At 67.7% G+C, this 17,147-nt stretch carries 14 protein-coding genes and 1 tRNA gene; 10 read left to right on the forward strand and 5 right to left on the reverse strand.

Annotated elements, in window-relative coordinates:
- From QMX82_RS23585 to QMX82_RS23605, 5 genes are all read left to right on the forward strand, one after another.
- Window positions 1-322: potassium-transporting ATPase subunit KdpA (locus tag QMX82_RS23585; protein WP_282288095.1), on the forward strand; the 322-nt coding region annotated here is incomplete at its 5' end.
- A 1-nt stretch (window position 323) separates the two neighbouring features.
- Window positions 324-2,354 (forward strand): potassium-transporting ATPase subunit KdpB, encoded by a 2,031-nt coding sequence (gene kdpB / locus QMX82_RS23590; protein ID WP_282288097.1) that lies wholly within the window; start codon window positions 324-326, stop codon window positions 2,352-2,354.
- Between the two features lie 10 nt (window positions 2,355-2,364).
- A complete protein-coding gene (gene kdpC, locus QMX82_RS23595) occupies window positions 2,365-2,916 on the forward strand; it encodes a potassium-transporting ATPase subunit KdpC (RefSeq protein WP_282288099.1) in 552 nt (183 codons plus the stop codon).
- Window positions 2,913-5,537, forward strand: a complete 2,625-nt coding sequence (locus tag QMX82_RS23600) for a sensor histidine kinase (RefSeq protein ID WP_282288101.1) — start codon at window positions 2,913-2,915, stop codon at window positions 5,535-5,537. The genes kdpC and QMX82_RS23600 overlap by 4 nt, the downstream gene beginning before the upstream one ends.
- Before the next feature lie 62 nt (window positions 5,538-5,599).
- Window positions 5,600-6,289 (forward strand): response regulator, encoded by a 690-nt coding sequence (locus QMX82_RS23605; RefSeq protein ID WP_208691362.1) that lies wholly within the window; start codon window positions 5,600-5,602, stop codon window positions 6,287-6,289.
- Window positions 6,290-6,591: 302 nt separating this feature from the next.
- Here the strand turns inward: QMX82_RS23605 and QMX82_RS23610 are convergent, their stop codons facing one another.
- The 4 genes from QMX82_RS23610 to QMX82_RS23625 form a co-directional block, all read right to left on the reverse strand.
- Complete coding sequence (locus QMX82_RS23610) at window positions 6,592-6,966, reverse strand: histone-like nucleoid-structuring protein, MvaT/MvaU family (RefSeq protein ID WP_208691363.1); 375 nt, start codon at window positions 6,964-6,966, stop codon at window positions 6,592-6,594.
- Window positions 6,967-7,314: 348 nt separating this feature from the next.
- The gene (locus tag QMX82_RS23615; RefSeq protein ID WP_282288104.1) at window positions 7,315-7,890 is read right to left on the reverse strand and encodes a hypothetical protein; all 576 of its coding nucleotides are present in this window, start codon (window positions 7,888-7,890) and stop codon (window positions 7,315-7,317) included.
- A gap of 157 nt (window positions 7,891-8,047) precedes the next feature.
- A tRNA-Asp gene (locus tag QMX82_RS23620) sits at window positions 8,048-8,124 on the reverse strand.
- A 163-nt stretch (window positions 8,125-8,287) separates the two neighbouring features.
- A complete protein-coding gene (locus tag QMX82_RS23625) occupies window positions 8,288-9,235 on the reverse strand; it encodes a LysR family transcriptional regulator (RefSeq protein ID WP_282288105.1) in 948 nt (315 codons plus the stop codon).
- Window positions 9,236-9,413: 178 nt separating this feature from the next.
- On the opposite strand from QMX82_RS23625, the gene QMX82_RS23630 reads away from it, so the two are divergent.
- Genes QMX82_RS23630 through aldA form a run of 5 tightly spaced genes read left to right on the forward strand, consistent with a single transcriptional unit; the run spans window position 9,414 to window position 15,533 of the window.
- Window positions 9,414-10,712, forward strand: a complete 1,299-nt coding sequence (locus tag QMX82_RS23630) for an MFS transporter (protein ID WP_282288108.1) — start codon at window positions 9,414-9,416, stop codon at window positions 10,710-10,712.
- Between the two features lie 12 nt (window positions 10,713-10,724).
- Window positions 10,725-11,909, forward strand: a complete 1,185-nt coding sequence (gene rhmD, locus QMX82_RS23635; protein WP_133860681.1) for an L-rhamnonate dehydratase — start codon at window positions 10,725-10,727, stop codon at window positions 11,907-11,909.
- 21 nt (window positions 11,910-11,930) lie between these two features.
- Window positions 11,931-13,265, forward strand: coding sequence for an MFS transporter (locus QMX82_RS23640; RefSeq protein WP_208691367.1), 1,335 nt, complete (start codon window positions 11,931-11,933; stop codon window positions 13,263-13,265).
- A gap of 20 nt (window positions 13,266-13,285) precedes the next feature.
- Window positions 13,286-14,086, forward strand: coding sequence for an aldolase/citrate lyase family protein (locus QMX82_RS23645; RefSeq protein WP_208691368.1), 801 nt, complete (start codon window positions 13,286-13,288; stop codon window positions 14,084-14,086).
- A gap of 13 nt (window positions 14,087-14,099) precedes the next feature.
- The gene (gene aldA / locus QMX82_RS23650) at window positions 14,100-15,533 is read left to right on the forward strand and encodes an aldehyde dehydrogenase (RefSeq protein WP_282288113.1); all 1,434 of its coding nucleotides are present in this window, start codon (window positions 14,100-14,102) and stop codon (window positions 15,531-15,533) included.
- A 146-nt stretch (window positions 15,534-15,679) separates the two neighbouring features.
- Here the strand turns inward: aldA and QMX82_RS23655 are convergent, their stop codons facing one another.
- Window positions 15,680-16,993 carry an ammonium transporter gene (locus QMX82_RS23655; RefSeq protein WP_282288114.1) on the reverse strand — a complete coding sequence of 438 codons (1,314 nt, stop codon included), beginning with the start codon at window positions 16,991-16,993 and terminating at the stop codon, window positions 15,680-15,682.
- Window positions 16,994-17,147 lie beyond the last annotated feature (154 nt).

Raw genomic sequence — 17,147 nt, forward strand, 5'->3', positions numbered from 1 at the left:
GCTCTATGCCTATACCTCGGCCACGGCCAACAACGGCTCGGCCTTTGCCGGCTTCGGTGCCAATACGCCCTTCCACAACCTGATGCTGAGCCTGGCCCTGCTGATCGGTCGCTTCGGCTACATCCTGCCAGTCCTGGCCATCGCCGGCAGCCTGGCGGCCAAGCGCCCCGTGCCACTCGGCCCCAACAGCTTCCCCACCCACGGGCCGCTGTTCGTCACCCTGCTGGTGATCACCCTGCTGCTGGTGGGTGGCCTGACCTTCCTGCCGACGCTCGCCCTGGGGCCGATCGCCGACCATCTGCAACTGTTCGGAGTCCGTTGAAATGGATGCCCAGACCCACACCCTGCCCACTCCTCCCCCTGGCACCCTGTGGCGCCAGGCGCTGCGGCAGGCCTTCGTCAAGCTCGACCCGCGCCAGCAGATCCGCTCGCCGGTGATGTTCGTGGTGGAGATCACCGCGCTGTTCTCCACCCTGCTGTGCCTGGCGCCCAACAATGGCGTGAGCACCGGGGTGGCGGTGCAGATCACCCTCTGGCTGTGGTTCACCCTGCTGTTCGCCAACTTCGCCGAAGCCCTCGCCGAGGGGCGTGGCAAGGCCCGCGCCGACAGCCTCAAGGGCATCGGCCAGAACCTCGCCGCGCGCCTGGAGGAAAACGGCGAGCAGCGCATGGTGCCGGCCAGTTCGCTGCGCAAGGGGCAGATCGTGCGGGTGGAAGCCGGCGAACTGATCCCCGGTGACGGCGAGATCATCGAAGGCGTGGCCGCGGTCAACGAGGCGGCCATCACTGGTGAATCGGCGCCGGTGATTCGCGAATCCGGCGGCGATCGCTCGGCCGTCACCGGCAACACCCGGGTGGTGTCGGACTGGATCCGGGTGCGCATCACCGCTAACCCCGGCGAATCGACGCTGGACCGCATGATCGCCCTGGTGGAAGGCGCCAAGCGCCAGAAGACCCCCAACGAGGTCGCCCTGGACATCCTGCTGATCGGCCTGACGCTGATCTTCCTGCTGGTGGTGGTGACCCTGCAGCCCTTCGCCGCCCTGGCCGGTGGCGAGCTGCCGCTGCTGTTCCTGGTCGCGCTGCTGGTAACCCTGATCCCCACCACCATCGGCGGCCTGCTCTCGGCCATCGGCATCGCCGGCATGGATCGCCTGGTGCGGCTGAACGTGATCGCCACCTCGGGACGCGCCGTGGAAGCCGCCGGTGACGTCCATACCCTGCTGCTGGACAAGACCGGCACCATCACCTTCGGCAACCGTCGCTGCAGCGCCCTGTACGCGGCCCAGGGCATCACCCCCAAGGCCCTGGCCGACGGCGCCCTCTATGCCTCCCTCGCCGACGAAACCCCGGAAGGCCGCTCGGTGGTGGAATACCTGCGCAACCTGCACCCACTGGAAGAGCCGCCGCGGGCCCAGGTCACGCCCATTCCCTTCAGCGCCGAGACGCGCCTGTCGGGCATCGACTGGCAGGGCCGCGCGTACCGCAAGGGGGCGGTGGACGCCGTGCTGATGTTTCTCGGCCAGACCCGTGCCGACCTGCCGGAGGTGCTGGCCCGGGAGATCGAGACCATCGCCAAGAGCGGCGGCACCCCGCTGCTGGTCTGCGGCGAAGGCCGGCTGCTGGGCGCCATCCACCTCAAGGACGTGGTCAAGCCGGGGATTCGCGAGCGCTTCGCTGAACTGCGCACCCTGGGCATCCGCACCGTGATGGTGACCGGCGACAACCCCCTCACCGCCACCGCCATCGCCGCCGAGGCCGGGGTGGACGACGTCATCGCAGAAGCCACCCCGGAGAAGAAGCTGGAGCGCATCCGCAGCGAACAGGCCGAGGGCAAGCTGGTAGCCATGTGCGGCGACGGCGCCAACGACGCCCCGGCCCTGGCCCAGGCCGATGTGGGCATGGCGATGAACGACGGCACCCAGGCCGCCCGCGAGGCCGCCAACCTGGTGGATCTGGATTCGGACCCCACCAAGCTGCTCGACGTGGTGCAGGTGGGCAAGGAACTGCTGGTGACCCGTGGCGCCCTGACCACCTTCTCGGTGGCCAACGACGTGGCCAAGTACTTCGCCATCCTGCCCGCGCTGTTCGCCGGCATCTATCCGCAGCTCAACACGCTCAACGTGATGCACCTGGCCAGCCCGCAGAGCGCCATCCTCTCGGCCATCGTGTTCAACGCCCTGATCATCGTCGCGCTGATTCCCCTGGCGCTGCGCGGGGTGCGGGTCAAGGCCGCCAGCGCCGCCGCCCTGCTGCGCCGCAACCTGCTGATCTATGGCCTGGGCGGCATCGTCGTGCCCTTCGTCGGCATCAAAGCTATCGACCTGGCGCTAGGCGCCCTGGGTCTGGTCTGAGGAGACCGCCATGCTCATGCAATTGCGTTCCGCCGTGTTGATGCTCCTGCTGCTCAGCGTCCTGACCGGGGGTGCCTACCCGCTGCTGGTGACGGTGCTCGGCCAGGTGCTGTTCGCCGACCAGGCCGGCGGCAGCCTGCTCCAGCGCGCCGACGGCAGGGTCCTCGGCTCACGCCTGATCGCGCAGAAATTCACCGGCCCCGAGTGGTTCCAGCCGCGCCCTTCGGCGGGCGACTACGCCACCGTCTCCAGCAGCGCCAGCAACCTGGCCCAATCGGCGCCGGGGCTGCGCGAGCGGATCGAGAAGGCGCTCCCCGCCCTGCAGGTGGCCGGCCAGGGCCCGGTGCCGCAGGAACTGGTGACCACCTCCGCCAGCGGCCTCGATCCGGACCTCACCTCGGCCGGCGCCCGCTATCAGATCGCCCGTATCGCCGCCGCGCGAGGCCTCCCACCGGAGCGTCTGGACGCCCTGGTGAGCGAGCAGACGCACACCTCGCGCTTCGGCCCGGCAACGGTTAATGTCCTGCTTCTCAATCTGGCCCTGGCGGAACTGGCTCCATGACCGACAGCACCGGGCGCGCCGAGGCGCTGCTCGCCGAACACCGCGAAGGCCGCGGGCGCCTCAAGGTCTTCCTGGGGGCGGCGCCTGGCGTAGGCAAGACCTACGCCATGCTGCAGGCGGCCCAGACCGCCCTGCGCCAGGGCCGCCGGGTGCGCGCCGGGATCGTCGAAACCCATGGGCGGCGGGAGACCGCTGCCCTCCTCGCCGGCCTGCCGCAGCAGCCGTTGCGGCGGGTCGAGCACCGCGGCCTCAAGCTTACCGAACTGGATCTGGAAGGCCTGCTGGCCGACCCGCCGAAACTGGTGCTGGTCGACGAACTCGCCCACAGCAACGCCCCCGGCAGTCGCCATGCCAAGCGCTGGCAGGATGTCGAAGACCTGCTTGCCGCTGGCATCCACGTCTATACCACGGTCAACGTCCAGCACCTGGAAAGTCTCAACGACGAGGTGCGCGACATCACCGGCGTCCAGGTCCGCGAGACGGTGCCGGACCAGGTACTGCTCGACGCCGATGACCTGGTGCTCATCGACCTGCCGCCCCGGGAGTTGCTGGAGCGCCTGCGCGAGGGCAAGGTCTATGTGCCCGAGCAGGCGCGCGCAGCCATCGATGCCTTTTTCAGCCAGACCAATCTGACCGCCCTGCGCGAACTGGCCATGCGCACCGCCGCGGCCCAGGTGGACTCGGCGCTCGCCCTGAGATACCGCCAGCAGGGCCAGGCCGCGCCACCGCTGCTGGGGCGCCTCATCGTCGGCGCCGGCACCGCGCCTTCGGCGGAGCGCCTGGTGCGTCATGCCAGCCGCCTCGCCGACCAGCGCCATCTGCCCTGGACCCTGGTCCATGTCGATACCGGCCAGCCGCTGGACGACACCGCCCGCGCCAATCTCCAGGCCAGTCAACGCCTGGCCGAACGCCTGGGGGGCGAGGTGCTGACCCTGAGAGACAGCGATCCGGCCCGCGCCCTGGTCCGCCATGCCCGCGACCAGCGCGCCAGCGTGCTGCTGATCGGTCGCGGCCGCCCGCGCGGCTTCAGCCTGCGGCGCCGCCTGGCCAGTCGCCTGCTGCGCCTGGCCCAGGGGCTGGAGATCGCCATCCTCGATCTGGATCGCGACGCGCCGCCCGCCGCCCGGCCACGCCGGGCGCTCAGGCCCGGTCCCTATGGCGCCGCCGTCCTGGCCACCGCCGTGGCCGCGGTCATCGCCGAGGGCCTGTCCGGGCTGCTGGAACTGCCCAATATCTCGCTGATCTTTCTCGCCGCCGTCCTGCTGGTGGCGGTGCGCAGCAGCCGCGGTCCGGCGCTGTTCTGCGCCCTGCTGGGCTTTCTCGCCTACGATTTCCTGTTCATCCCGCCGGCCTTCTCGCTGACCATCAACCGCGAGCAGGATGTCCTCACCCTGGCCTTCTTCCTGCTGATGGCCCTGCTCACCGGTGACCTGGCCGCCCGCCAGCGGCGCCAGCTGCAGGCACTGCGGCGCACCCAGCGCGAGACCCTGGCGCTGCTGGACTTCACCCGCCAGCTGAGCGCTGCCAGCGATCGCCAGGCGGTGGTCAGCGTCACCCTCAAGCAATTAGGGGAGGCGACGCGCCACATCTGCCTGCTGCTGCCGGAAAAGGCGGGGCAGCTGGTGACCCAACCGGGCGACCTGCTGCTGGCCGACCACGAACGCATCGCCGCCGAATGGGCCTGGAAGCAGGAAAAGCCGGCCGGCTGCGGCACCGACACCCTGCCCTCCGGTGGATGGTGGTGGTGGCCGCTGCTCGGCGAGGGCGGCAGCCTGGCCGTACTGGGCGTACGGCGTGACGATGCCCAGCCCCTGGACCACGCCGAGCGGCGCCAGCTGGCCAGCCTGGCGCAGCCGCTGGCCCAGGCCCTGGCGCGGGTGCGCCTCAGCGAGGATCTCGAAGCCGCGCGCCTGCATGGCGAGACCGAACAGCTGCGCAGCGCCCTGCTCGCCTCGGTGTCCCATGACCTGCGCACGCCGCTGACGGTGATGCGCGGTTCCATCGATGCCCTGGCGACCCTGGGCGAAGCCATTCCCGCCAGCGATCGCCAGGAGTTGCTGGAGGCCACCCGCCAGGAGGCCGAACGCCTCGATCGTTATATCCAGAATCTGCTCGACATGACCCGCCTCGGCCACGGCAGCCTGCAGCTGGCACGGGACTGGGTCGACCCCGGCGACATCCTCGCCAGCGCCCTGCAGCGCCTGCAGCCGCTGCTGAGCGGCTTGCAGGTAGCCACCCGGATCGAGCCGGGCCTGCCGCTGCTCTGGGTTCATCCGGCGCTGATCGAACAGGCGCTGGTCAATGTGCTGGAGAACGCCATCCGCTTCTCCGCATCCGGCGGCCGGCTGGAAATCAGCGTGCTGCGCCAGGGCAATGAACTGCAGCTGGCCGTGGCCGACGAAGGCCCGGGCATTCCGCCCGAGGATCGCACGCGGATTTTCGACATGTTCTATACCGCCGCCCGCGGCGACCGGGGTGGGCAGGGAACCGGTCTGGGGCTGGCGATCTGCCAGGGCATGGTCGGCGCCCATGGCGGACGGGTCAGCGTGGAAGACGGCCTCGACGGTCGCGGCACCACGCTGCGCATGCATCTGCCACTGCCCGCTCCTCCGGCCGAATAAGGCCAGGCGACCCGGCAATCACAGCGGCTATGATGACGCCTTCTCGTGTGGAACCCGCTCAGATGCCCGCTCACGTCCTCGTCATCGACGACGAACCCCAGATCCGCAAATTCCTGCGCATCAGCCTCGCGGCCCAGGGCTACCAGGTCAGCGAAGCCGCCACCGGCACCGAAGGCCTGGCCCAGGCGGCGCTGAGCCAGCCGGACCTGGTCATCCTCGACCTGGGCCTCCCCGATCGCGATGGCCAGGAGGTGCTGGTCGACCTGCGCGAATGGTCCGCGGTGCCGGTGCTGGTGCTGTCGGTGCGGGCGGACGAGCGCGAGAAGGTCCGCGCCCTGGATGCCGGCGCCAACGACTACGTGACTAAGCCCTTCGGTATCCAGGAATTCCTGGCCCGCAGTCGCGCCCTGCTGCGGCAGACCCCGACCACGGCGACCCAGCAGGTCGCGGCGCTGGAGGTTGGCGATCTGAAAGTGGATTTCGCCTATCGTCGGGTCGTTCTGGGTGGCAGCGAAGTGGCCCTGACGCGCAAGGAGTACGCCGTGCTGGCCGCCCTCGCCCACCATCCGGGACGGGTGGTGACCCAGCGGCAATTGCTGATCGATATCTGGGGCCCGACCCATGCGCAGGACAGTCATTATCTGCGCATCGTGATTGGCCATCTCCGGCAGAAGTTGGCGGATGATCCGCTGGCGCCGCGCTATATCGTGACCGAACCCGGCGTGGGTTATCGCCTGCGCATCGAAGGTTAGCCGCCGTGGGCTGAACACCGCTTACCGAGTGCGGAAAGAGGCCGCCTTCCCCGTTATCGCCCTGTCCTTGGCCGTCGACCTAAGTCAGGCGGGCTTTGGCCGTTCTTAAGCGTGCGGGGTGATTAAAAGATATGATGAATGCGATGATCGCCGCAGTTTGATAGGCGCCGGGAAAACCATCCCGCCGGTATGAACTTGAACGTGGCGAAATAACGGGCGGCGCTGAGGTTGCAGCGGTCGGAAAAGGATTCCGGTCGGTAGATCTGCCTTGCGCAGCTACCGACCGCAACCCGGGCAAGACGTTACTGCAACCAGCCTTCCACGGTATCGGCGCCGTGTTCGGCTTTCCAGGCTTTGAGCAACTTGTGGTTGCCGCCCTTGGTCTCGATGATTTCGCCGGTCTTGGGATGCTGATAACGCTTGGTGCTGCGCGGACGACGCTTGCCAGCCGGCTTTTCCGGATGCGGCGTCTGCGCCTTGTGCTTGGGGGCAGCATTGGGATCCAGAATGCCGATGATATCGCCCAGGTTCATGTGATATTCATCCATCAGGGCCTGGAGCCTACTTTCGAATTCGATTTCTTTCTGCAGGGAACTGTCCTGCTTCAGATCTTCGAGCAATTGCAGTTGGGCGCGAAGTTGCTCTTCGGCAGCACGGAATTCGGCGAGACGGGACATGGGCACTCCTGGCAACAATCTGAAAAAGGCTAATGGAAACTTCGCCCGCGAGCGAAAGTTGCAGGCGAAGATAAAGGATTGATGCCTCTGATGCCAGTGACAAGTAATCCTTTTGAAAAAATAGCGGCCTCTTCTCGCGCCTGCGAGTTTGAACATTAAGAAAACCTTAAGCCAAGCCGGAGAATTGGCGCCAACAAGGTCTTGTTAGGCATCTTTGCAAGTAATCTGGGAGTAACCGAATCCCTCGAAAAAAGCCGCCGAGTACGAACCCTCAATTCAACTGCATAAACATGCAGAAGTTGGCAGAACTTCGTGACTCAGACTTCGCAAAGCGCTCTGGCATGCACCTCAGGCGGATGCGTCCAGATCCGGCTGCGCCTCGGGCACGGGCTGCCAGTTGAACGTCCGGGCTATTACCCGTCGGTATTCGGTGTCTATAGCCACCGGCGTCCGGCGGATATAGTCCCGCGCATGCGCCTGCCGCTCATGGTCGAGTTTGCGCAGGTAATCGAGCGCCTGTTCCACCGTCGGCATGCGCTGATTGAGGCCGCCGCTGCGCGGCGGCAGGGCGGTCCAGACCACGGCGTCGACACCCTGCTCCGCCGCCCAGGCGGCGATGCGCTGCTGGAACGGCGATTGCGGACCGCGCGGCCAGCTGCCGATGCACTCGGGTTGCTCCCTCGGCACCCCCTCGCGCGCACGCAGAGCTTCACGCGCCTCGTCCAGGGTCTCGACCGCCAGAGCGGCCCAGAGCACCTGGACATCGGCCACACCGGCGCAGATGACCGTGGCCAACTCGCCGCTGTCACCCTCCCGGGCAAATTCGATGGGCAACCTGGGGCCGTCCTCGAACCAATCCGAAGCGACCGGCAACTCCGCCGCCTTCCAGATCAACGAACCCCAACCCAGACAGACGATCTTCATGGCCACTCCCGCGCATCGATGATAGCCATTGGAGGCTAGCGAAGCGTTGGGGTTTCCCGCCGGCAAGACGTGGCGACAAAAGTGCAGGACGAAAAAAAAAGCGGCCTCAAGGGCCGCTTCTTTCGTTACCCGCGAGGCAGAGCTCGCGAGCGGTGTGTGGCGCAGCGGACGGGACTCGAACCCGCGACCCCCGGCGTGACAGGCCGGTATTCTAACCGACTGAACTACCGCTGCGCATGGAAGCCTTGCGGCATCCGGCTGGCACTTACCGAGAACCTGTTCAGCGGGGTTCTCTGCACCAGCGGCCGCTAAGATACTGATTTATCAGGGAAGAAACAACAGGCGCAGCGAAAATATTTCTCGCTGGGCCGGGGCGGTGACGCAGGCCAGGCGGCGCTCAGGCGGTGGTCCCCGCGGCCTGGCGTCTGAGCAGGCCGAGAAACCCCTCCAGCGCCGCGCTGGGTACCTGGCCGGTGCGCAGCAGGATCCCGAAGGGCGTCAGGGGTTCGGTGATCTCCAGGTCGAGCGGGATCAGCAGCCCGGTGCGCAGGTGATCGCGCACCACCGCCTCGGTCAGCACCAGGATGGCGTCGGTGATCTGCACCAACTGCAGCATGGCGAACACCGAGCCACATTCGATGACGTCGGCCGGGGGTGGCAACTGCCGCCGGGCGAAGGCCGCCTCCAGCGCCACCCGGGCCGGACTGGCTTCGGGTTGCAGGATCCAGGGCCAGTCCGCCACCAGTTCGGCCAGATCGGGTGGCGCGCGATCGGTCAGGGGATGCCCGGTGCGCACTACCACCGCCAGATGCTCGTTGCCCAGCGGCTCGAAGGTGAAGCGACCGAGATCGGCCGGCTGGGTGAAACGGGCGATGGCCACATCGATCCGCTCCTGCTCCAGCAGTTCGGTGAGCTGGTCGCTGGTATCACCAAGAATGCGCAACTGCAGGCCGGGTTGGCGCGCCTTGCTCGCGGCGATGGCGCGCACCACCAGATCGGGCAAGGCCCCCATGATCGCCCCTACCGCCAGATGCCCATAGCCGCCGGAGCGGCGCGCATCGAGGTCTTCGGCGCAGCGATCCAGGCCATTGAGGGCGCGACGGGCGAATTCGATGATCTCCACACCCAGCGCCGTGGGGGTCAGGCCCCGCGCCTGCCGCTCGAACAGCACGCAGCCGAAGGCTTCCTCGACGTCCTGCAGCATCCGCGTGGTGGCCGGCTGCGACATGTGCAGGGCTTCGGCGGCGCGGTGCAGATTGCGGGTCCCGGCCAGGGTCACCAACATCAGCAGATGCTTGTAGCGCAGCCGACCGAACAGCGCACGGGCATGGGGGGAAGCGTTCATTGGCAGTGTCCTGGTGGCGCGAGCGTAAGCGTTCAGCAGGGTTCGATGGCTCTGGGCAGGCTGCCGACGCGTACCGATACCTTAAGGGTATCGGCTCTAAACAAAAAGCGATTATCCAGGCATTGCAACTGCGACTACCTTGAGCCGTGGCCGAATCACAACAACAAGAGAGATCGCCATGCACACCACCCTGTCACCGGGGCTGGTCGCCAAGGTCACCCGGCGCCTGCTGCCCTTCCTGCTGCTGATGTACGTCATGGCCTTTCTCGACCGGGCCAACGTGGGTTTCGCCAAGGTCGCCTTTCAGGCCGATACCGGCATCTCCGACGCGGCCTTCGCCTTTGGCGCCGGGGTCTTCTTCGTCGGCTACGCCTTTCTCGAGATTCCCAGCAACCTGATCATGCACCGCGTCGGCGCCCGGCTGTGGATGTGCCGGATCATGGTGAGCTGGGGCCTGATCTCCGCCGCCATGATGTTCGCCCACACGGCGACATCCTTCTATGTGCTGCGTTTCCTGCTTGGGGTGGCCGAAGCCGGCTTCTTCCCTGGCGTCATCCTCTACCTCACCTACTGGTTCCCATCGCGCTATCGCGCCCGGGCACTGGGTTTCTTCTACTTCGGCGCGCCCCTGGCCTTCATCTTCGGCAGTCCGCTGTCGGGCCTGCTGCTGGAATTCGACGGCTTCGGCGGTCTGCACGGCTGGCAGTGGATGTTCCTGGTCGAAGGGGTGCTGGCCAGCCTGGTGGGTATCTGGGCCTGGTTCTACCTGGACAACCGACCGCGCGATGCCCGCTGGCTGAGCGACGCGGAGAAGCAGGCGCTGCAACAGGCGCTGGACGCCGAGGACGCCGCCAAGCCGCACCAGGGCGGGCTGCTGCGCCTGCTCGGTCAGCCGCGCATCCTCCTGCTGTGCAGCATCTACCTGCTGATCCAGGCCAGCGTCTATGGCGTGGTCTTCTACCTGCCGACCCAGGTGGCCGGGCTGCTCGGGCAGAAGGTCGGGCTGCTGGTCGGCCTGGTCTCGGCGATTCCCTGGGTCTGCGCCCTGCTCGCCGCCTGGCTGATCCCCAGCTGGTCGGATCGCACCGGCGAACGCCGTCGCACCGCCGCCGCCACCCTGGCCATTTCCGGCCTGGGCATCGCCGCCTCGGTGACCTTCTCGCCGTTCTATGCGCTGCTCGCCCTGTGCTTCGCCGCCGCCGGCTTCATCGCGGTGCAGCCGCTGTTCTGGACCTTTCCGTCCGACCAGTTGCGCGGCAGCGCCGCCGCGGGCGGCATCGCCCTGATCAACACCTGTGGCGCCATCGGCGGCTTCATCGCGCCCCTGGCCAAGCGCTGGGCCGAGGTGACCTTCGCCCACCCCGGCGCCGGCCTCTATCTGCTCGCCGGCACCACCCTGGTGGCCGCCGCCCTGATCCTCGGCCTGCGCCGCCGCGACCAGGCCGATCCCCAACCCCAGCTCACGCCCAGTCATTAAGGGAGCTTTGCCATGACCCTACCCACCATCAAGCAGGTGCGCGCCTACACCCTTCGCGGCGGTGGCGCCGACTATCACGACCAGGGCGACGGCCACTGGATCGACGACCACATCGCCACGCCCATGGCCAAGTACCCGGAATACCGCCAGAGCCGCCGCAGCTTCGGCATCAATGTGCTGGGCACCCTGGTGGTGGAAGTCGAGGCCAGCGATGGCACCGTGGGTTTCGCCGTCACCACCGGCGGCGAGCTGGGTGCCTTCATCGTCGAGCGGCATCTGGCGCGCTTCCTGGAGGGCGCCAAGGTCACCGACTTGGAAAAGATCTGGGACCAGATGTACCTCTCCACCCTCTATTACGGGCGCAAGGGCATCGTGCTCAACACCATTTCCGGGGTGGATCTGGCGCTCTGGGACCTGCTCGGCAAGCTGCGCCAGGAACCGGTGCACCAGTTGCTCGGCGGCGCCGTGCGTGACGAATTGCAGTTCTACGCCACCGGCGCCCGGCCGGACCTGGCCAAGGAGATGGGCTTCATTGGCGGCAAGCTGCCGCTGCAACACGGCCCGGCCGAGGGCGAGGAAGGCCTGCGCAAGAATCTGGAAGCCCTGGCGACCATGCGCGAGCGGGTCGGCGACGACTTCTGGCTGATGCTCGACTGCTGGATGAGCCTGGACCTCAACTACGCCACCCGCCTGGCCCAGGGCGCCCAGCAGTACGGCCTCAAGTGGATCGAGGAGGCGCTGCCGCCGGATGACTACTGGGGCTATGCCGAACTCAGGCGCAACGTGCCGAAGGGCATGCTGGTCACCACCGGCGAGCACGAGGCCACCCGCTGGGGCTTCCGCCTGCTGCTGGAAATGGGTTGCTGCGACATCCTCCAGCCGGACGTCGGCTGGTGCGGCGGCCTCACCGAGCTGATCCGCATCTCGGCGCTGGCCGATGCCCACAACGCCCTGGTGGTGCCCCATGGCTCCTCGGTCTACAGCTACCACTTCGTCATCACCCGCACCAACAGTCCCTTCGCCGAGTTCCTGATGATGGCGCCCAAGGCCGACGAGGTGGTGCCCATGTTCCATCCGCAGTTGCTCGACGAACCCGTCCCGGTGCGGGGCCGCATGCGCGCCTCGGCGCTGGATCGGCCCGGCTTCGGGGTGCGCCTCAATCCGGAGTGCGCCCTGGAACGTCCCTATCGCCACTGAGGCGTTGCCCAGGAGGGCTGGATGAAAGCGACCCACGACACCCTGGCGGCACCGGTACCGGATGCGCGCCCCGCGGCGACGCCGCTGCCACCCAAGAGCGCTCGCCTCAAGCGGATCCAAGTGATCGCCCTGGCGCTGCTGGTACTGGCAGGCTTCGTCAATTACCTCGACCGCAGCACCCTGGCCATCGCCAACCAGACCATCAGCGGCGAGCTGGGCTATACGCCGACGGAGATGGGCCTGTTGCTGTCGGCCTTCGCCTGGGCCTATGCCTTCGCCCAGTTGCCCATCGGCGGTCTGCTGGATCGCTTCGGTGCGCGCCTGACCCTGGGCCTGGGCATCTGCCTGTGGTCGCTCGCCCAGGGCGTGCTCGGGCTGCTCAGCAGCCTGCACCTGATGATCCTCGCCCGCATCGGCCTGGGCATCGGCGAGGCGCCGCAATTCCCGGCCGGCGCCAAGGTGGTCAGCGAGTGGTTCAACGTGCGCGAGCGCGGCCTGCCCTCCGGCATCTTCAACCTGTCGTCCTCGCTGGGGCCGGCGATCTCCCAGCCGATCCTCACTGCGCTACTGCTGTGGCTGGGCTGGCGACAGATGTTCATCGCCATGGGGGTGCTCGGCGTTGCCGTCGCGGCGCTCTGGTACCTGAGCTATCGCGACCGAGTGCAGGTGGTGCTGGACGCCGCGGAGCGGGCGCACCTGGATGCCGGCCTGCCACCCCAGGACGCCGGCCAGCGCCTGACCTTCGCCGACTGGCTGGGGTTGTTTCGCCGCCGCCTGACCTGGGGCGTGGTGATCGGCTACGTGGGCATCATCTACATGCTGTCGCTGTTCCTGACCTGGCTGCCGGCCTACCTGGAGCGGGTTCACCACCTGTCGCTGTCCCAGGCCGGCTGGGTCGCCAGCCTGCCGTTCCTGGCCGGCGCCTGTGGCGTGATCGGCGGCGGCCTGCTGGTGGACCGCCTGACCCGCAGCGGGCGCAGCCTGGCCTTCAGCCGCAAGCTGCCGATCTGCGGCGGTCTGGCGGCGGCCGGACTGTTCGCCCTGTGCAGCGCCGGGGTGACCGGCATCGGCAGCGTCATCCTCTGCTTCAGCCTGGCACTGTTCAGCCTCAACGTGGCAGTGGCCGGTACCTGGTCGCTGGTCAGCGTCGCGGTGCCCTCGCACCAGGTGGCCTCGCTGGCCAGCATCCAGAACTTCGGTGGCTACTTCGGCGGCGCCTTCGCCCCGGTCATCACCGGCATGATCGTCCAGCAGACCGGCTCCTTCGGCCTCGCGCTCGGTATCGCCGCCGCGGTCGCGGTGGCCGGCGCCCTGAGCTATGGGCTGCTGGTGCGCCTGCCGGACACCCCTTCCTGATTCCCCCGGAGACGACCGTCATGGATCTGCCGCGCAATCCCTTCAAGGCCCGCCTCACGGGCAGCGACACCCTCTACGGCCTCTGGGCCGGCTTCGCCACCGGCTACGCCGCCGAAATCGCCGCCAGCACCGGCTACGACTGGCTGCTGATCGACGGCGAGCACGCCCCCAACACGGTGCCAAGCATCCTTGCCCAGTTGCAGGCGGTGGCGCCTTATTCCACGGCGCCGGTGGTGCGCTGCGTGACCGGCGATGCGGTGCTGATCAAGCAGTTGCTGGACATCGGCGTGCAGACGCTGATGGTGCCCATGGTGGAGACCGCCGACCAGGCTCGCGCCCTGGTGCGCGCCATGCGCTATCCCCCCCACGGCATCCGTGGCGTCGGCGGCGGCCTGGCCCGTGCCACCCGCTGGGACGCGGTACCCGACTACCTGCACAACGCTCATACCGAGCTGTGCCTGATCGTCCAGGTGGAATCACGGCTGGGCAGCGATAACGTCGCCGAGATCGCCGCGGTGGAGGGCGTGGACGCCGTCTTCGTCGGCCCGGCCGACCTCTCCAGCGGCCTCGGCCATGCCGGCAATCCAGGCCATCCCGAGGTGCAGGCACGTATCCGCGCCGCCATCGATGCCACCCGCGCGGCTGGCAAGGTGGCCGGGATCCTGGCGCCCCAGGAAGACGATGCCCGGCGCTATCGCGACTGGGGTTGCCAGTTCGTTGCCGTCGGCATCGACATCAGCCTGTTCCGCCAGGCGGCGCTGGCCAACCTGGCCCGCTATCGCCCCCTCGCAGCGCCCCAGGCGCCCTCTCGCACCTATTGACCCGGAGTCCGCCATGGCCGATCTGCCCCTCTACCAGAACTACATCGATGGCCGCTTCCTGCCGGCCGCCGAGGACTTTCTCGTCCATAACCCGGCCACCGGCGAGGCCCTGGCCCGGGTACCGGCGTCCAGCCGCGAGGACGTCGACCAGGCCATCGCCGCCGCCCGCCGCGCCCAGAAGCTCTGGGCCCGCAAACCGGCCATCGAGCGTGCCGGCTATCTCAGACGCATCGCCGCCAAGCTGCGCGAGCAGGCGCCGCGGCTGGCCCAGACCCTGGTCGCCGAACAGGGTAAGATCCGCGGCCTGGCCGAGGTGGAGGTCAATTTCACCGCCGACTACCTTGACTACATGGCCGAGTGGGCAAGGCGCATCGAAGGCGAGATCATCACCAGCGACCGACCCGACGAGCAGATCTTCCTGCTGCGCAAGCCACTGGGCGTGGTGGCCGGCATCCTGCCCTGGAACTTCCCCTTCTTCCTGATCGCCCGCAAGCTGGCACCGGCGCTGATCACCGGCAACACCATCGTCATCAAGCCCAGCGAAGAAACCCCGATCAATGCCCATGAATTCGCCCGCCTGGTAGCCGAGACCGACTTGCCGCCCGGGGTCTTCAACCTGGTCAGCGGTGCCGGCGCCGTGGGGGGCCAGCTCAGTGCCCATGCCGGCATCGACATGGTCAGCTTTACCGGCAGCGTCGGCACCGGCTCGCGGATCATGGCCGCTGCCGCGCCGAATCTGACCAAGCTCAACCTGGAGCTGGGCGGCAAGGCGCCGGCCATCGTCCTGGCCGATGCCGACCTGGACCTGGCGGTCCGGGCGATCCGTGACTCGCGCATCATCAACACCGGCCAGGTGTGCAACTGCGCCGAGCGGGTCTTTGTGGAACGCGCGGTGGCCGAGGACTTCATCGAGCGCATCGGTCGCGCCATGGCCGCCACCCGCTATGGCGACCCCCAGGCCGACACCGGCGTGGAGATGGGACCGCTGATCAACGCCGCCGGCCTGGACAAGGTGGCGGCCAAGGTCGACGTCGCCCTCGGCCAGGGCGCCCGCCTGGTCACCGGTGGCAGTCGCGCCGACCTGGGTCGCGGCTTCCACTTCCAGCCTACGGTGCTGGCGGACTGTCGTGCGGACATGCCGATCATGCGCGAAGAGATCTTCGGCCCGGTGCTGCCGATCCAGGTGGTGGATGATCTCGACGAGGCCATCGCCCTGGCCAACGACTGCGAATACGGCCTCACCTCCTCCGTCTATACCCGCAGCCTGAGCAAGGCCATGCACGCCATGCGCGAGATCGACTTCGGCGAAACCTACATCAACCGGGAAAACTTCGAGGCCATGCAGGGCTACCACGCCGGGGTGCGCAAGTCCGGCATCGGTGGCGCGGACGGCAAGCACGGGCTCTATGAGTACACCCACACCCAGGTTGTCTATCTGCAGGGCTAGGGGTCGAGGCTGGTGGCTACCCGCTTCGCTCGAATGTTCCTGGGCGAACGCGGGTCGAAACAGGCGCAATCCAAGATCAGGCACGGGCCCAGCGCTGAGCGGAACCAGCCACCGCAGCGATGGCTGGCGGGCCGCGCGGTGCCGCCTTAGCCGTAGGCTTTCTCGCCATGCTGGAAGAGGTCCAGGCCCTGAGCTTCGGTCTGCTCGCAAACGCGCAGGCCGCGGGTCAGGACCCGGGTGACGCAGAGCAGCACGAAGGTCATGACCCCGCAGAAGAGCACGGTGAAGAGGACGCTCTTGAGCTGGATCAGCACCTGGCTGGCGATGGCGATGTCCTGGTAGCCGCCCAGGCTCTTGCTGGCGAAGACGCCCGTCAGCAGCGAACCGACGATGCCGCCGATCCCGTGCAGCCCGAAGGCGTCGAGCGCATCGTCGTAACCGAAGGTGCGCTTGAGATAGACCACCGCCGCGTAGCAGAGGGCGCCGGTCAGCAAGCCCATGGCGAGGGCCCCGGCCGGACCGACGAAGCCGCAGGCCGGGGTGATGGCGATCAGGCCGGCCAGGGCGCCGGAGGCGACACCGAGGGCGCTGGCCTTGCCGGTGCGCAGCCACTCCACCGCGAGCCAGCCGAGGATGCCGGCACAGGCGGCGATCTGGGTGGTGAGCATGGCCATGCCGGCGCTGGCGCTGGCGGCCACCGCAGAGCCGACGTTGAAGCCGAACCAGCCGACCCAGAGCAGGGCCGCGCCGGTCAGGGCGAAGCCCAGGTTGTGCGGCGGCATGGCCTGGAGGCTGTAACCCTGACGCCGACCGAGCATCACACAGGCCACCAGCCCGGCAACGCCGGAATTGATGTGCACCACGGTGCCACCGGCGAATTCGAGGATGCCCCAGTCATAGAGCAGACCACCCGGCCCGCTCCAGGCCATGTGCGCCAGAGGCAGGTAGCAGAAGGTGAACCAGAGGGCACAGAACAGCACGGCGGCGCTGAATTTCATGCGCTCGGCGAAGGAGCCGGCGATGATCATCGGGGTGATCAGCGCGAAGGTCATCTGGAAGGTGGCGAAGACGCTTTCCGGAATGGTGCCCACCAGGCTGTCACGCACCACATCGAGCAGCATCCAGTGCTTGAAGCCGCCGATCAGGCTATGGAGGTTGAACTCGCCGGCCACCATGCCGGTGGTGTCGGCGAACAGACTGTAGCCATAGACCACCCAGAGCACGCCGATGACTCCGGCCACGGTAAAGCTCTGGGTGAAGATCGAGAGCAGGTTCTTCGACCGCACCAGGCCGCCATAGAAAAGCGCCAGGCCGGGGACCAGCATCATCAGCACCAGCACGCTGGAGATCATCATCCAGGCCGTGTCGCCGCTGTCGAGCCTGGTCTCCTGGGCCAGGGCCATACCGGGCATCCCGAGGGCTGCCACCAGAACCGCAACCGCCTTGCCTTTACCGATCATGTCGAGCTTCCTTCGCTGAGGGATGAAAGGGAACGTGAGTCGTCGTGCGGCCCGGCGCCCGAGGCTGCCTGGCCGAAGAAACGTGTTGCAGACCGCCCGATCGCCACCATGGCGAGCGGCCGTAGGTTGGGTTGAGCACAGCGAAGCCCAACGT

It is taken from the genome of Pseudomonas sp. PS02302, from assembly GCF_029959585.1.
Classification (GTDB): domain Bacteria; phylum Pseudomonadota; class Gammaproteobacteria; order Pseudomonadales; family Pseudomonadaceae; genus Chryseomonas; species Chryseomonas aestiva.

What these genes read in the sequence shown, in the direction of transcription:
- QMX82_RS23645 (WP_208691368.1), top strand. Translation starts at nt 13,286, where the DNA reads ATGGATCTGCCGCGCAATCCCTTCAAGGCCCGCCTCACGGGCAGCGAC.
- QMX82_RS23625 (WP_282288105.1), bottom strand. Translation starts at nt 9,235, where the DNA reads ATGAACGCTTCCCCCCATGCCCGTGCGCTGTTCGGTCGGCTGCGCTAC.
- QMX82_RS23605 (WP_208691362.1), top strand. Translation starts at nt 5,600, where the DNA reads ATGCCCGCTCACGTCCTCGTCATCGACGACGAACCCCAGATCCGCAAA.
- kdpC (WP_282288099.1), top strand. Translation starts at nt 2,365, where the DNA reads ATGCTCATGCAATTGCGTTCCGCCGTGTTGATGCTCCTGCTGCTCAGC.
- QMX82_RS23630 (WP_282288108.1), top strand. Translation starts at nt 9,414, where the DNA reads ATGCACACCACCCTGTCACCGGGGCTGGTCGCCAAGGTCACCCGGCGC.
- aldA (WP_282288113.1), top strand. Translation starts at nt 14,100, where the DNA reads ATGGCCGATCTGCCCCTCTACCAGAACTACATCGATGGCCGCTTCCTG.
- QMX82_RS23615 (WP_282288104.1), bottom strand. Translation starts at nt 7,890, where the DNA reads ATGAAGATCGTCTGTCTGGGTTGGGGTTCGTTGATCTGGAAGGCGGCG.
- QMX82_RS23655 (WP_282288114.1), bottom strand. Translation starts at nt 16,993, where the DNA reads ATGATCGGTAAAGGCAAGGCGGTTGCGGTTCTGGTGGCAGCCCTCGGG.
- QMX82_RS23640 (WP_208691367.1), top strand. Translation starts at nt 11,931, where the DNA reads ATGAAAGCGACCCACGACACCCTGGCGGCACCGGTACCGGATGCGCGC.
- QMX82_RS23600 (WP_282288101.1), top strand. Translation starts at nt 2,913, where the DNA reads ATGACCGACAGCACCGGGCGCGCCGAGGCGCTGCTCGCCGAACACCGC.
- QMX82_RS23610 (WP_208691363.1), bottom strand. Translation starts at nt 6,966, where the DNA reads ATGTCCCGTCTCGCCGAATTCCGTGCTGCCGAAGAGCAACTTCGCGCC.
- rhmD (WP_133860681.1), top strand. Translation starts at nt 10,725, where the DNA reads ATGACCCTACCCACCATCAAGCAGGTGCGCGCCTACACCCTTCGCGGC.
- kdpB (WP_282288097.1), top strand. Translation starts at nt 324, where the DNA reads ATGGATGCCCAGACCCACACCCTGCCCACTCCTCCCCCTGGCACCCTG.